The following is a 14674-nucleotide window of genomic DNA, read 5'->3' on the forward strand; positions in this document are numbered from 1 at the left end:
CATTTGTATTTGGTATTTTATATTTGTTTTTTTTAAATTTTGGTTTTAAAACCTTAGATTTGTACTAGTTTAAAAATACAAAATACATGGCTATAAGCCGAATACATATTACTCACTTGCTAGGAAGCAAGCAAGAACTATTTTTTGTGTCTTGCGAGAGACAGCAGGTGTATAATTCAATAGTCAATAGGTTGCTTATGCGTTTGGAAATGATACAGGTTAATCATTCATATTTGAAACCGTAGATTTCTAGATGTCCATTAGGTTCTTTTTTGAAAGAAAATTCTACGTGATAACTTCGTTTGCTAGTTTTCATATTTACTTCGCAATCACAAGTCAAACTATCTTTATTTTGCTCTAATGTTTTAACATCAAAAAAAGTTTCCCATTGTTCCTCTTCATTTTTTCTAGTTTTATAAAACTCAATTTCTATTAAATTTAAAATATCATCACTACTACAACGAGGTAAAAAAATATAGTCATTAATATTATACTTATTATAGTTTGGAACGCTATCCAACAACTCAATATTATCTATAATATAAATGCGTCCATTTAATCCTGTGTACTCATCGTGATATTTGATTTTGAATCTTTTAGCAACCAGTTTGGTGTTTGGGTAGTATTCTCCCTCAGCAAGTATTGCTAAATCGTAATTTATTTTATTGTAATCATTTTCAATAAAAGAATAAGAATAAGTACCACCATTATTCCTAGTTTTGAAGTGATAAATTGTAACTGTTTTTTTAGAATCCTTATAATTTTCACGATCTACGGAGTAGAAAAAAAACTCTTCTGGTTTTTTTTCTTCTTCATTTGTAGTCTGTTTACAGGCTAGTAATAGAGGTAATACCAATATATAAATAAAATATTTCATTTTTTTGGGTTTAAATAAATAATTCGTAAATATACTATTCTTTGTGAAAATAATTATAACCATTGCTTTATTGTCTGTTTCACAAGTATTTTTTTACTAATTTCCCATTCCAAAAAAATCAAAATCAAAAAACAAACCCAATGAAACTAAAACTTCTATTCTCAATTTTATTATTTTCGATAACTACACTTTCTTTTTCTCAAGAAATCAAAAGTCAAGAACAAGCCTTAGACAGAATTGACCAAATTATGCAAGGCGATAAGTTTGTTGGTGTTTTGCCAGAAAATGGACGTTGGTCTTTTGATGGAAAAGAAATTTATTTTTCTAAAAAATCGTCTTTAGAGCCTTTGCCGACGTGGTACAAACAAAGTATTTCGAATGGAAATCCAATTGGAACACCACTGAAAATTGTAGAAAATGATTTTAATCTAAATCCTCAAAATTATGTTTTTGGGCAAAATAATGACTTTGAAAATTATAATAAAATAAAAACTTCAAAAGTAGTTTCTGTTGATGGAGATTTGTATTTGCAAGATATGCAAAACGGTAGTACAAAAAGACTTACCAACACACTAGAAAATGAAACAAATCCATATTTTACAAGAAATGATAGTGCTATTGTTTATCAAAAAGGAAATGACTTGTTTTATTTTTGGTTGCAAGGACAGCAAATTGGACAAACACAACAACTGACTTCTTTTGTAAATTCAGATTCAAAAGTTGAAAAAAGCCTTAATGAAGCTGAAAAGTGGCTTAATAAGCAACAAAATGATTTATTAGAAATTGTGAGAATAAATCATTTAGAAGATTCTGTCAAAAATACACAACCAAAACCGTATCGTTTGACGGCTATTCCTCTTAATGGAAAATATGTTTCTTCAGTTCAGATTAGTAACGACGGACGTTTTGTGATTTACGTTTTAGGAGAGTATTCTTCAAAAGCTACCGAAGTTCCTAATTATATCAATGAATTTGGTTATACTGAAAACCTATCTGCTCGTTCGAAAGTAGGAAATTCTACAGCTAATTTTTCGCTTTATGTTTATGATAGATATGGAAAAGCAAATGATGAGATTGATTTGTCAGCACTTCCAAAGATGATGGAAAATCCTGCTTATTACGCAGAATATGAAAAAGATATAAAAAGAAACTCTCCAAGAAACTTATGGATTCATGAAACAAAATGGTCGCCTGATGGAAAAAAAGGTGTTATGGTAGTTCGTGCAGATGATTCAAAAGACCGTTGGATTGTGGGGATGGATTTGACAAGTGAAAATGAAAAATTAAAACTTGTCGATATGCAACATGACGATGCGTGGATAGGTGGAGAAGGAATTAGTGGTTGGCATGGAGAAACAGGAACTTTAGGCTGGCAAGACAATGAAACTGTTTATTTTCAATCTGAAAAAACAGGATTTTCGCATCTTTATACCTACAATTTTGAAACTAAGGAACGCAATCAACTCACTAATGGAAATTTTGAAGTAACTAATGTTTGGCTTTCAAAAGATAAAAAAACGTTTTATGTTCGTGCCAACAAAGAAAATTTCCACGAATATCATTTATATAAACTCAATTCTAAAAATAATAAGAAAAATGAGTTAGAAAAAATTACTTCTCAAAAAGGAGTTTATGAAGATTTTATTTTGTCGCCAGATGAAAAGTATTGGATTGCTCGTTATTCCTATTCAAATAAACCTTGGGAATTAGTGGTTTTTGAAAATAAAACCAATTCAACTACACAAAGACAGATTACAAATTCTGTAACTGAGGAATTTAACAAGCAGTCTTGGTACGAACCAAAAATCATCACTTTCAAAACACCAGACGGTGTAGAAGTTCCAGCTCGTATTTATGAGCCTGATGCAAATGTAAAAAATAAAGCTGCTGTTATGTTTGTTCATGGCGCAGGATATTTACAAAATGTTCATTATGGTTGGAGTTCGTATTATAGAGAATATATGTTTCATAATCTTTTGAGAGAACAGGGTTATACAGTGATTGACATTGATTATCGTGGTAGCAAAGGTTATGGTAGAGATTGGAGAACGGCAATTTATCGTCACATGGGAAATAAAGAACTTGTAGATTATGTAGCTGGCGCAGATTATTTAGTCAAAAATTACGGAATTGATAAAGAAAGAATCGGAATTTATGGTGGTTCGTATGGTGGTTTCATGACTATGATGGCAATGTTTAAAGAACCTAAGGTTTTCCGTTCGGGTGCTGCTCTTCGTTCGGTTACAGATTGGGCGCACTACAATCATCCTTATACAGCCAATATTTTGAATACTCCTATTGAGGATAGTTTGGCATATATTCGTTCTTCTCCTATTTATTTTGCTGAGGGTTTGGAAGGGGATTTATTGATTTGTCATGGAATGGTTGATACAAATGTTCAGTTTCAAGATGTGGTTAGGTTAGCGCAACGATTAATCGAACTAAGAAAAGAAAATTGGGAACTTGCTGTTTATCCGATTGAAGGACATGGTTTTGTTTATCCAAGCAGTTGGGCAGACGAATACAAGCGCATTTATCAACTTTTTGATAGAACAATAGGTAAACCGTAGAAGATAGCTTCCAAGTTGTCTAAAAAAAGTATTCATAAAAATATAAATAAATGAAAGTAACATTTTTAGGAACGGGAACATCACAGGGTGTTCCTGTTATTGCGTGTGAGTGTGAAGTTTGTCAATCTTTAGATTATAGAGATAAGCGTTTGCGTGTTTCTATTCAGATTGAAGTGGAAAATAATAAAGGCGAAATGAAAAGTTTTATCGTCGATACAGGTGCAGATTTTAGACAACAATGTCTTCGTGAACGAATTACACAACTTGATGCTGTTCTTTTTACGCATCAACACAAAGACCACACGGCAGGAATGGACGATATACGTTCTTTTAACTTTTCTCAGCAAAAAGATATGCCTATTTATGCACGAGAATCTGTTTTAGAGCAATTAAAGCGAGAGTTTGCCTATATTTTTGCAGATTTCAAATACCCTGGAGTGCCACAAGTAGAAACACATATTATTGAAAATAAACCTTTTGAAGTAGAAGGTGTAAAGATAATTCCTATCGAAGTTTTGCATTACAAACTCCCTGTTTTTGGTTTTAGAATTAAAGATTTTACCTATATTACTGATGTTAATTTTATTTCTGATGAAGAATTAGAAAAGGTAAAAGGAACAAAAATATTAGTTTTGGGGGCATTACAAAAAGAAAAACATATCTCTCATTATACATTAGATGAAGCCATCGAAGTGATACAAAAATTAAATCCTGAAAAAGCCTATTTGACACACATTAGTCATAAAATGGGATTTCATAAAACAGTCTTGGAAGAATTACCACCAAATATAGAACTGGCGTATGATGGTTTGCAAGTGAAGTTATGAGTGTAAATATAGCTTTGAACTCTCTTTCTGTTATGTAGGAAGGAGAATGAAATGTCTTGAAAAATTCTTAATTAAAATTTAATTTTAGGTAATTTATGCAAAAAATAGTCAAAGTAATAAGTATCATTTTTTTTGTTTTTTATCTTCATTCAGCTTTTGGACAAACGAATTTAGTTACTCCAAGAAAAGGAGTTGAAGGAGTTCCCATTGTTATTGATTCTTCTAAAATTTCAAATGTGATTGAAATCTATGGAACTGATTATAAATTACTAGAACATACTTTAGTAACAACTTATGTATTTGATAAAATTGGATTGGCTTTTCAGATAGACCCTTACGACAAAAATCAAATTGTAAGGTCAATTTCCATAGAATTACCTTTCGAAGCAAAAACAAAAAATGGAATTGTATTAGGTAAAAGTACAATGAAAGATGTTTGGACTAAATATGGTGATAAAGGCTGTTTTACATCAGAATCTGATGCTCATCATTCTCAAAGTGGAATATCATTTTATATTAGAAAAGACTCTAATGATGAAGGGTATGATGCAAGCAAAAAAATCTATAAAATTGAAATTAATAATGATGGTCGATATGGAGATTTTTCAAGAGTTAATTTTGAATTTAATTACAAGCCTGTTCAAAAAAAGATAGATACTTTAATATCAATTCTTAAACTAGAAGAATTTGATTTTGAAAGATTAGGTCAGTTTTGGTCTGAAGAGAAAGTGACTGAAAAAAAACCTTATGGACTTGAAAAGCAAATAGTTTTTAATAGACAAATTGAAAAAAGTTTAGTACAAGAAAATATAGAAATTAGACTTGTTGGACATTCATATGAACTAAATATTATTACACTTAACAACAATTTAGCATATTTAAAATTAATTCAAAATAAAGACCAAAAAACACTTGTTGAAAGAATAGAGAATAGTCAATTAGAAAATAGTGATTTGGATACCTATATATATGGTACTTTTTGTGGTATTGGAGGTTCGCCACCCAAAAAATGTCAAGAAATGCTTGAACTGGTTCAAGAAAAAAAATATACTAAGTTAGCAGATTGGTTAAAGTCAATAAATCCAGAAATTTCAACTTATGGTTATATTGGACTTGATTTTTTGAATAAGAATGGAGTTAAAATTAAGCAAAATGAAGTAAAACAAATGAATGAACTAAGAAAATCTGAAATACAACTTAATACTTGTCAAGGTTGTACTATAGGAATTACAGAAAAAATAAAAGATATATTGACAGAAAAGAATTTAGGACAAATGTATGAATCTTTCAAAAAAACTGGATGGTTAAGGTAGGTTGATGGTTTACAGGTAAAATTACTTTTTCTAGTTTCTCACAAAAAACCATTTTACTGTTTTGTACAAAACTACTCCTACATAACCTAAAACACCTAATTTCTTTTTTTCTTTGATAGAAATGCTAATGGTAGCAAATTCTTCTAAATTATCTAATCTATTAATTTGCCCTTTCAAAAGGTCTATATCTTGTGTAATCCGTGCTAATTCTCGTTCTACTAAAATAGCTTCTTCTACATTTTGAGCCATTTTTAAGAGTTCTAAATAACGTTTTCTAGTTTCTAATGCATTATCCAAACGGATTTGAGCATCCCAATACTGTTCAGTTACATCGTTTCCATAAATATTTTTATGTGTAATTTTTCCTAGTTTCCCTATTTCTTCCACAACTGTTTCAAAATATTCACTCTTAATTCTGATAGTTGTTTCAGTTGTACTCAAATTACCTATATAACCATCATATTTTTCTGTGATTTGTTCTAATTGTGGATTTATGCTATCTGGTAGAGTAGAAATGAGTGTGAGATTGGCAGAATAAAGTATTTTTCGTTTTTCTTTTGGTGTTTTGGGATCTTTAGGATTTTTCTGAATTTTATCCAGTTTAATTTTTTCTAAACTAGCTGAAGAATTAGAGTAATCTCCTTTGTTTTGAGTCATTGCAGCATACCTTTTGGAAGGATAACAAGAACTAAACAAAGTGAAACTTGAGAATAATAGTAAAATGAATACAAACTTTTTGAGGGTTAAATTAATCATAAAATAAAAATTTTGATAGAATAAAGTGTTTAAACGATTTTATTCCATGATGCTCAAAACATTCTTTTTGCATAACTTTTTTTTCAGATATGTTTTATTTATTCAAGTGTCTTTCTAACCCTTTTAAAAAATTAGGAGTAATACCAAATTTTAAATGAATATCAAGAAGTAAGTTTCTAAAAATGCTTTTTTGATGATTACTTAATCTTGAAAATGAAAAATGACATTGGGTTATAATATTTTTACAGATTAAAATAGCATCATTTCCAAAACGTTTTTCAAAGACCTTTATAGCTTCCTGCTCTACTTCTGATTTGTTTTCTAGCAAATAAAAATATTTTCCTGCTTTGATAAAGTTGTTTTTTTGTAGATATAAATTTCCAAGTTTTTTCCTATACGTTGTATCAAGAATATTAAACTGCAAAGAACTTTCTAGCCTAGAGGTAGCTTTATCCAAATCATCATTTGCTAAATCATTATCAACTTTCCAGAATAATCGTTCTTTTGTACTATGTTTTTTCATATATAAATTCAGAATATCCATTTTACATTATCCCACTCTCAATCCAAAAACAAGTACATCATCAATTTGCTTTTCATTCTGTTTCCATTCTACAAACTGATTTTCAAAGAATGCTTTTTGATTTGAAATAGGTTTTTGGCTTGCTTCTAAAAGAATATTTCTAAATCCTTTCAACATCAATTTTTTTCCATTCTCCCCCCCAAATTGGTCTTGAAAACCATCAGTACATAAATAAATCGTCGTAGTAGGTATATTTTTATCTTCTTTACTTTTATCATAAAAAGAAAACTCTTGTGTCGAAAATTGAACTTTTTCTATCTTTTGATTGCTCTTTTGTTTTCCTCCTATACTTCTTTTATTTGCTTTCAAAATCTGTAATTCGTCATTCTGAATAATATACAAAGGATTCATAGCTCCAGCATATTCTAAATGAGAAAAAGAATTGAAATTTTGGGTTTTGTGTAATGTAATGACTACTGCATCCATTCCATCCATATTTTTTGAATCATCTTGCTTTAATGCTTCAAAAATTCCTTTGTGTAATTCTTCTAATATTTGGGCAGGATTTGTAATTTCATTTACTTTTATAATTGTATTCAAAAGTTGATTTCCTATCATAGACATAAATGCCCCTGGAACACCATGTCCTGTACAATCAGCAGCTACAATTATTATTTTATCATTTACTTCTTCAAAAAAATAAAAATCGCCACTTACGACATCACGAGGTTTGTAAAAAACAAAAAAATCATTATTTCCTTGTTCTTTTAAAGCTGTTTTTATTCTACTCTCAAAAGGCAGAATAGCTTCTTGTATTCGTTTGGCATAAGTAATACTAGAATTTATATTTTTGTTTTGTTCTTGAAGTTCATTTTTTTGATTATTTACCATTTCTACCGTAATACTCAACTCTTCATTTATTTGTCTTAGACTTTCAGATTGAAGTATAATTTCCTCTTTTTGGGTTTCTAAAGCTGCATTTTTCTGAACTACTTCTTGTGTTCGTTCTTCTACTATATTTTCTAATTTTTTCTTTGAACGTTTCAAACGAAATGTATACACCTTAACTATTCCATAAACAAATAAAATTGCCAAAATCAAATAAATGATATAGGCTAAAGTAGTTCTGTAAAAAGGAGGCTTTACAGAAAAAGAAAAAGAATCTATACTACTAATTTGATTAAGAAAATTTTTGGCTTGAACTTCAAAAATATACTCTCCTCTGTCCAAGTTAGTATATTCTTTCTGTGTTTGGTTTGTCCATTCTGACCAGTTATCTTCATAACCTTTCAACCTAAAACGATAGAGTGTTTCTTTTTCAAGATAATAATTAGGAGCTGCATAACTAAAAACAAATGAATTATTTTTATATTCAAAATGATTTTCTTCCAAAACTTCATTTGCATTTCCTTCTCCATAAAAAATAATACTATCCAAATTTGATAATTTTATTTCTCTGATATAGGTAACAAATTCAGATTTTTTTCCAAAATTTAGTTGAGGTTGATAAAATGTAAGTCCTTCACTTGTAGATATCCAATAAACTTTATTTTCATTTTTTGTATCTTCTACTACATTTCGAATATCTCCATCAATAGCTAAAAGTGTGGTAGAATCTGCTTTGTTTTTATCTCCATTTTGATAAATTATTTTATTAGCTAAATCCCAATGATTATTTTGAGAATCTATAAAAAGATTTTTGACTAAAGTAAACCTACTTTTGACATAAGGTTCAAAAAGTTGCTTTTCATAATCAAAAATATATTCCTTATCTGCTGAAGTAAAAATAACTTTATCTCCTTGCTCTTTCATTCGGCAATTCTTAATTTCTTCTAAACCTTTTGTTTGTAGAGTTACTTTTGCTTCTTCAATGCTTTTTTTGGAAAAATCTTTTATATCAATCTGATAAAATCCTTTAGCTGGATTAGTTGTCCAAACAAAACCAGTTATATCTTCTATTACTCCTCTAGTAATAATTTCTTCCATTGCTTTTACCTCTCCCAAACGAATAAATCTGTCTTGATTTTTCTGATAACGCAGCACTTCAAAACCTTGATATTTTCCATTATAAAAAATAGAACTGTCTTTTTTTGAGCGAGCTATTGCCATTGTAGCCCAATCTCCATCTACATTCTGAATGACTTTTTTATTTGAAACATAGAAAAAACCACGATTTCCACTTGCTGCCACAAATTTAGAATCTGTAACAGGAACAATTTCCCAACATTGTGTATGAGGAAAATCTTTTACTATTTCAAAATTGTTGTTTTTTAAAAAGAATAAACCATTGTTGGCAGCAATATAAATCGTATTATCTGTATTTTTGTAAGTTTGATTAACACGATTGGTAACATTATGATTAAAGTTAAAAAATGTAAAAGGAAGTTCGAAAGAAATTTTTGTTAAGCCTTTATAGGTAGCTACCCAAAGCGCATTTTGATTATCAACATAAAAATCTGAAACATCATTTGAAATTAAACCTACTTTTTTATTTATATGTTGAACTACTTTTCCATTTGTATCAATTATCAAAACACCATCATCAAAAGAACCTAATATATAATAATAATTTTTATTTTGGTCTTGAAAATAAGTAGCTTTATATAAATAATTTTTTTCTATCCACTCATTAGCAGGAGTTTGGAATCTGCTTACAGTATCTTTTTTTTCATCATATAAAAAAGCCCCAGTTTTTGAACCAAAAAAAAGTAGTTGGTCTTTTTTGTAAGGAAAGAAACCTTTTATGTTATCGTCTGTAAAATAACTTGTATCTAATTTTTGTATCCACTCTCCATTTATTTTTTCAAATAATCCTTTATCTGATTTAGTTAAGAAAAGTCTTTTTTCAAATTGAAACAGACTTAACTTATTACCATTTGTTTGTTTTTCTATCACAAAACTACTATCAGCAGGATTGAATTTATAATAAATATCTTCACTAGAAAAATAAACCTCATTTTCGAAATAATTTACTTGCGTGATAAACGTTAAATCTTGATATTCTTTGGGTAACAAATGAGAGAGAGAATGATAAACTAACTTTCCATGTTTATTAGGACTTATATAACCTAAATCAGATTCATCAGCAATATATAAAGTTCCTTTTTCATCAATAACTATATCTCTAACTCCTCCATTGATGGAAGTTTTGAATTTTTTCCAGCTTACACCATCGTATTGTAATAGATTATCTCGTGTAGCTGCATATATTTTTCCTTGATTATCTTGTGTAATAGTCCAAATTACATTACTGCTCTTGTAAATCTTTCTATCATAATTTTGAATAAAAGGAGTTCCATTTATATCAAATTGAGCAATAGAAATTTGAGAAATAAAGCAAAATAGTAGGATGAGTAGGGTAGTTGATTTTTTATTTCTTTTCATAAGTAGAGTTTAGGCTAGTAGAAGTAATTTTCAAGATACTAAATTTTAAGAATAAAAAATAGATAGTTTTACTACAAGCTAAAAAATGGAGAATATTTAGACGTTAAATTTGTATTAGGGCAAACGCACGAAATTTTTCTGTGTCTATTTAAAACAAATCAAGCTAGTTTTTGACTTTGTATTTTAATATTACTCTGATAAATAAAGCCTGTTTTTGAGCTATTACAACCATATTAAAAATTTCGTGCGTTTGCCCTAAATTTGTATAGTTAAAATAAATAGCATATATTTGAAAATGTAACTATACACGTTGTTTAGTACATTGACTTAACCTAATAAAAATTCGTTATTATGAAAAATCAACAAGTGAAAAAATCATTGACAGAACTTTCATTATCTATTACGCCATTAAAAAAAGAAGAACTTGCTAAAGTTATTGGAGGAGTAAAAAGAGAAGAACACAATAAATCTGCACAAAGAAAACAAGAACGAGCTAGAAAATAAATATAATTTTATATTCTAATATAAAAAACTGTAATAATCTATATTACAGTTTTTTTTAATTCCTATTTTTATTATGAAAAGAACTAAGATTTTAATTATTAGTAATACTACTGATTATGAGGTAGATGAGATAGAAAAAAGTCTTGAAAAAGATGTATTTCTTAGAATAAATACAGATAATCTTAATACAGAATATGAAATTTATATTGATTTAGAAGAGTTTGAATTCAGAGTAACTAACAAAAACACAAATATTTCTATTCATTCTACTGAAATAAAGACAATTTGGTGGTCAAGAGATTCAAATATAGATAGTTCAGAAATAGAGGAGCATTTAAAGACATTTTTAACGAATGAATATTCAGCTAGTTTGTATGCGTTACTGGCTTGTGCTGAAAATTCTTCTATCAAAATTGTATCTAATCCAAATTTTACACGACAAGCAGCAGATAAAATAAAACAACAGATACAGGCAAAAAAAGTCGGTTTTCAAATTCCTAAGCAAGTCATTACCAATACAATAGAGTCTTTTAAGGATTTTGCAAAAGACAAAACAATATTGTTCAAATCTATTTATGGTTCGGATTATATCACAAAAGAAAATTCTGAAAATGCTTATTTTACGTATCCAACTCTCATTAGTCCACAAATGTATGAATGGATTATAAATGATGAGATTGATTTTCATATCTATCATTTTCAAGAAAAATTAGACTTTATTTGTGAGTATAGAGTTGTTATTTTTGGGAATCAGTTATATGCCTTCAAAATAGAAGGAGATTATACATTAGACTGGCGACGTTCTGAGGATAAAATTAAATTTACTTACATCGAAAATTTTTCTTTTAGTCAATCTTGTTTTGATTATCTTACTTCATTTAATTTAGATTTTGGAAGTTTTGATTTTATAGAAACAAAAAATAAATTTTATTTTATAGAGTGTAACAACCCAGGTTATTTTCTTTTTTTGGACAAAGATAAAAAATTGAATTTAGCTGAAAAATTTACTACGTTTCTACTTAAATAAACTAAATTATGAAATTTATAACCTTTACTTTATTGCTGCTGTGTTTTTCTACTAAAGACAATGATTTTGTCAAATTGAATTCTAAAAACACAAAATTATTCTTTGAATCAAAATGGCATTTATACAAAACTGTTGAAATTTTGCAAGGAGATACGACTATTTATGCTTCAGAAGGAAATATACTAAGTGATTTTAATGGATTTCTATCTTTTAAAGAAAAAATAAAAGATACTACAACTTACTGGCTTTTAGGACAGGAAGGAATTTGTATCCAAAAAGATTCTTTAACTCTTGATTTTGTAATTCAAGAGGATAGAGGCAAACCTTACTTTTTTGGTAATATGTGTTTTAGTACTCTGACTGATTCAAGTGCTGTATTACAAAAGAATATTAGCAGAAATAATAATCATATAAGAATTTTTTACTTAAAAAAAACAAATTAAAAACTTTATTATTGATGTGTTTTTCTCCTTGCAGGAAAGTAGTTTCATAAAATAGATTAATAGATATTCATTTTTTATTTAAAAATTGCTAAAAACACTAGCATTTTTTTTTACATTTGTAAGTTATCTGATTTTTAAATTACTAATTCCTTTAAATTTAGTGAAAAAATAATCAGTCATTTTACGTTTATTCCCTTATTTCTAAAAATTAAATACACACAATGTACAAACCTAATTTTAAAATTAGCCTAAAAATTTCTACTCTGATTTTGGCATTTACAATGCTAACAGGCTATACTCGTGCCGATGAAGGTATGTGGTTGCCTATGCTTGTAAAACGCTTAAATGAAGCAGATATGAAAGCAAATGGCTTAAAACTGACAGCCGAAGAAATTTATAGTGTCAATAACTCAAGTTTGAAAGATGCTATTTTTGGTCTTGGTTATGGCGACCCTTCTTGGAACTTCTGTACTTCAGAAGCTATTTCATCAAAAGGACTTTTGCTTACTAATCATCACTGTGCTTTTGATATGATTCAAAATCATAGTACAGTAGATAATGATTATTTAACAGATGGTTTTTGGGCAAAAAGTCTTGCTGAAGAACTTCCAAACCCAGGTATTACAGCTTCTGTTTTGGTAAAAATGGAAGATGTAACTGAGCGTGTGAAAAAAGCTCTTGATGGACTTAGTCTTGATGACCAAGCTAAGAAATTAGAAGAGATTAAAGCTGAAATTATTGCAGAACACACAAAAGACACACATTACAAAGGATACATCAAAGACTTTTTCTACGGAAATGAGTATTATCTTTTTGTATCAGAAGTGTTTTTGGATGTTCGTTTGGTAGGTGCGCCTCCTTCTTCTATTGGAAAATTTGGTGGTGATACAGACAACTGGATGTGGCCTCGTCATACAGGCGATTTTTCATTGCTTCGTGTTTATGCAGACAAAGATGGAAAGCCTGCTGAATATTCTACTGAAAATGTTCCTTTGAAACCTAAACATTCTTTACCTGTTTCTATGAAAGGTGTGAATCAAGGCGATTTTGCTATGGTTTTTGGTTTCCCAGGTAGCACTCAACGTTTCAAAACTTCGTATGGTCTTGATGTTGATTATGCTGTTACAAACCCCGCTCGTATAAAACTACGTGAAAAAAGACTGTCACTTATGAAAGAAAAAATGGATGTAGATGCTGCTACTCGTATTGCGTATGCTTCAAAATATGCTGGAATTAGCAACTATTACAAATATTTTATTGGACAGAATGCAGGACTAAAACGTCTCAAAACGATTGATAAAAAACGAGTAGAAGAAAAAGAATATCAAACATGGGCAGATGCTTCTGGAAATGAAGCGTACAGTACAGCACTTTCTCGTTTGGATAAAGCATATAGTAGTTCGGTAGATTATTCACTTTGGAGTGCTTACTGGCAAGAAGCATTCTTTGGAAGTGAAATCGTAGAATTTGGTACTAGTTTTCTTCAATTACAAAAAACATTAGCAGCAGGAGTAAACGAAGAAAATCAAGAGCAAGTAGATGCAATGATCGAAAAACTCAAAGAAGCTACCAAAGAACATTTTGAAGAATACAATGCAACTGTTGATGAAAATGTTACAGCAGCTTTATTAGGAATGTTTTATACAGATATTGATAAAGAATATCACCCAGAAATATTTGGTAGAATAGCTGGAGAAAATGGAGGCGACTTTAATAAGTATGCACATGTTATTTTCGAAAACTCTGCTTTTGCAAGTCAAGAAAAAACAATGAAACTTTTAGAAAATCCAAATGCAGATGCAATGGAAAAAGACCCAGTTATACAACTTATTACTTCAGTAGTAGAAACTTATTATGCAAAAGTAAGACCTCAATTAATGGTCGCTAATGAAGAAGTTGCTTCTGCTATGAAAGATTATGTAGCTGGTCTTTTAGTAAAAAATAAGGATAAAAAATATTATCCTGATGCAAACTCTTCGCTTCGTCTTTCTTATGGAAATGTAAAAGACTATTCGCCAAAAGATGGTGTTAAATACCAGTATTTTACTACTTTAGAAGGAGTTGCTGAAAAGTATGTACCTAAAGACGATGAATTTGATGTACCTAAAGAACTTTTAGAGATGCAAATGTCTAAAGAATATGGCAAATATGCAGATAAAGATGGAACACTTCACGTTGGTTTTATTACAAACAATGACATCACAGGTGGAAACTCTGGAAGTCCAGTAATCAATGGAAATGGCGAACTTATTGGTTTAGCTTTTGACGGAAACTGGGAAGCTATGACAGGGGATTTAGTTTTTGATGAGCAGTACAAACGTTGTATCAATGTAGATATTCGTTATGTACTTTTTTGTATTGACAAACTTGCTGGTGCTTCTCATCTTATCGATGAAATGAACTTAGTTACAGGCAAAAAAAGTAAGTAAATTGTAATACAGTTTAATTTT

11 protein-coding genes are annotated in these 14674 nt (G+C 29.3%); 7 read left to right on the forward strand and 4 right to left on the reverse strand.

Annotated elements, in window-relative coordinates; translation table 11 throughout:
* Positions 1–223: 223 nt before the first annotated feature.
* On the reverse strand, positions 224–877 hold the full coding sequence (locus tag ACE193_RS00370) for a hypothetical protein (protein ID WP_375561040.1): 654 nt from the start codon (positions 875–877) through the stop codon (positions 224–226).
* Between the two features lie 140 nt (positions 878–1017).
* Between ACE193_RS00370 and ACE193_RS00375 the strand changes: the two genes are divergently transcribed.
* The 3 genes from ACE193_RS00375 to ACE193_RS00385 all read left to right on the forward strand — a co-directional run bounded on the left by ACE193_RS00375 (position 1018) and on the right by ACE193_RS00385 (position 5587).
* Entirely contained in the window at positions 1018–3447 is a 2430-nt protein-coding gene (locus ACE193_RS00375) for a prolyl oligopeptidase family serine peptidase (RefSeq protein ID WP_375561041.1), read from the forward strand.
* A gap of 50 nt (positions 3448–3497) precedes the next feature.
* Positions 3498–4274 (forward strand): MBL fold metallo-hydrolase, encoded by a 777-nt coding sequence (locus ACE193_RS00380; protein WP_375561042.1) that lies wholly within the window; start codon positions 3498–3500, stop codon positions 4272–4274.
* A 95-nt stretch (positions 4275–4369) separates the two neighbouring features.
* The gene (locus ACE193_RS00385; protein WP_375561043.1) at positions 4370–5587 is read left to right on the forward strand and encodes a hypothetical protein; all 1218 of its coding nucleotides are present in this window, start codon (positions 4370–4372) and stop codon (positions 5585–5587) included.
* Between the two features lie 30 nt (positions 5588–5617).
* Here ACE193_RS00385 and ACE193_RS00390 read toward each other — a convergent pair whose 3' ends face one another.
* The 3 genes from ACE193_RS00390 to ACE193_RS00400 form a co-directional block, all read right to left on the reverse strand.
* Entirely contained in the window at positions 5618–6343 is a 726-nt protein-coding gene (locus tag ACE193_RS00390) for a DUF4349 domain-containing protein (RefSeq protein WP_375561044.1), read from the reverse strand.
* Positions 6344–6437: 94 nt separating this feature from the next.
* Positions 6438–6866: a DUF6584 family protein gene (locus ACE193_RS00395; RefSeq protein ID WP_375561045.1), complete on the reverse strand. Its 429-nt coding sequence runs from the start codon at positions 6864–6866 to the stop codon at positions 6438–6440.
* Positions 6867–6893: 27 nt separating this feature from the next.
* Positions 6894–10250 carry a triple tyrosine motif-containing protein gene (locus ACE193_RS00400; RefSeq protein ID WP_375561046.1) on the reverse strand — a complete coding sequence of 1119 codons (3357 nt, stop codon included), beginning with the start codon at positions 10248–10250 and terminating at the stop codon, positions 6894–6896.
* Between the two features lie 351 nt (positions 10251–10601).
* Between ACE193_RS00400 and ACE193_RS00405 the strand changes: the two genes are divergently transcribed.
* From ACE193_RS00405 to ACE193_RS00420, 4 genes are all read left to right on the forward strand, one after another.
* Positions 10602–10754 (forward strand): hypothetical protein, encoded by a 153-nt coding sequence (locus ACE193_RS00405; protein WP_375561047.1) that lies wholly within the window; start codon positions 10602–10604, stop codon positions 10752–10754.
* Between the two features lie 73 nt (positions 10755–10827).
* Positions 10828–11781 carry an MvdC/MvdD family ATP grasp protein gene (locus ACE193_RS00410; protein WP_375561048.1) on the forward strand — a complete coding sequence of 318 codons (954 nt, stop codon included), beginning with the start codon at positions 10828–10830 and terminating at the stop codon, positions 11779–11781.
* An 8-nt stretch (positions 11782–11789) separates the two neighbouring features.
* Positions 11790–12224 carry a hypothetical protein gene (locus ACE193_RS00415; RefSeq protein ID WP_375561049.1) on the forward strand — a complete coding sequence of 145 codons (435 nt, stop codon included), beginning with the start codon at positions 11790–11792 and terminating at the stop codon, positions 12222–12224.
* A 221-nt stretch (positions 12225–12445) separates the two neighbouring features.
* The gene (locus tag ACE193_RS00420) at positions 12446–14653 is read left to right on the forward strand and encodes a S46 family peptidase (protein WP_375561050.1); all 2208 of its coding nucleotides are present in this window, start codon (positions 12446–12448) and stop codon (positions 14651–14653) included.
* The last annotated feature ends 21 nt before the right edge of the window (positions 14654–14674 follow it).

This window comes from Bernardetia aquimarina (genome assembly GCF_042180575.1).
Lineage (GTDB): Bacteria > Bacteroidota > Bacteroidia > Cytophagales > Bernardetiaceae > Bernardetia.

Excerpts from the sequence above, each read along its gene's own strand:
- ACE193_RS00400 (WP_375561046.1), bottom strand. The coding sequence starts at position 10,250 with ATGAAAAGAAATAAAAAATCAACTACCCTACTCATCCTACTATTTTGC.
- ACE193_RS00395 (WP_375561045.1), bottom strand. The coding sequence starts at position 6,866 with ATGAAAAAACATAGTACAAAAGAACGATTATTCTGGAAAGTTGATAAT.
- ACE193_RS00410 (WP_375561048.1), top strand. The coding sequence starts at position 10,828 with ATGAAAAGAACTAAGATTTTAATTATTAGTAATACTACTGATTATGAG.
- ACE193_RS00390 (WP_375561044.1), bottom strand. The coding sequence starts at position 6,343 with ATGATTAATTTAACCCTCAAAAAGTTTGTATTCATTTTACTATTATTC.
- ACE193_RS00375 (WP_375561041.1), top strand. The coding sequence starts at position 1,018 with ATGAAACTAAAACTTCTATTCTCAATTTTATTATTTTCGATAACTACA.
- ACE193_RS00415 (WP_375561049.1), top strand. The coding sequence starts at position 11,790 with ATGAAATTTATAACCTTTACTTTATTGCTGCTGTGTTTTTCTACTAAA.
- ACE193_RS00405 (WP_375561047.1), top strand. The coding sequence starts at position 10,602 with ATGAAAAATCAACAAGTGAAAAAATCATTGACAGAACTTTCATTATCT.
- ACE193_RS00380 (WP_375561042.1), top strand. The coding sequence starts at position 3,498 with ATGAAAGTAACATTTTTAGGAACGGGAACATCACAGGGTGTTCCTGTT.
- ACE193_RS00420 (WP_375561050.1), top strand. The coding sequence starts at position 12,446 with ATGTACAAACCTAATTTTAAAATTAGCCTAAAAATTTCTACTCTGATT.
- ACE193_RS00370 (WP_375561040.1), bottom strand. The coding sequence starts at position 877 with ATGAAATATTTTATTTATATATTGGTATTACCTCTATTACTAGCCTGT.
- ACE193_RS00385 (WP_375561043.1), top strand. The coding sequence starts at position 4,370 with ATGCAAAAAATAGTCAAAGTAATAAGTATCATTTTTTTTGTTTTTTAT.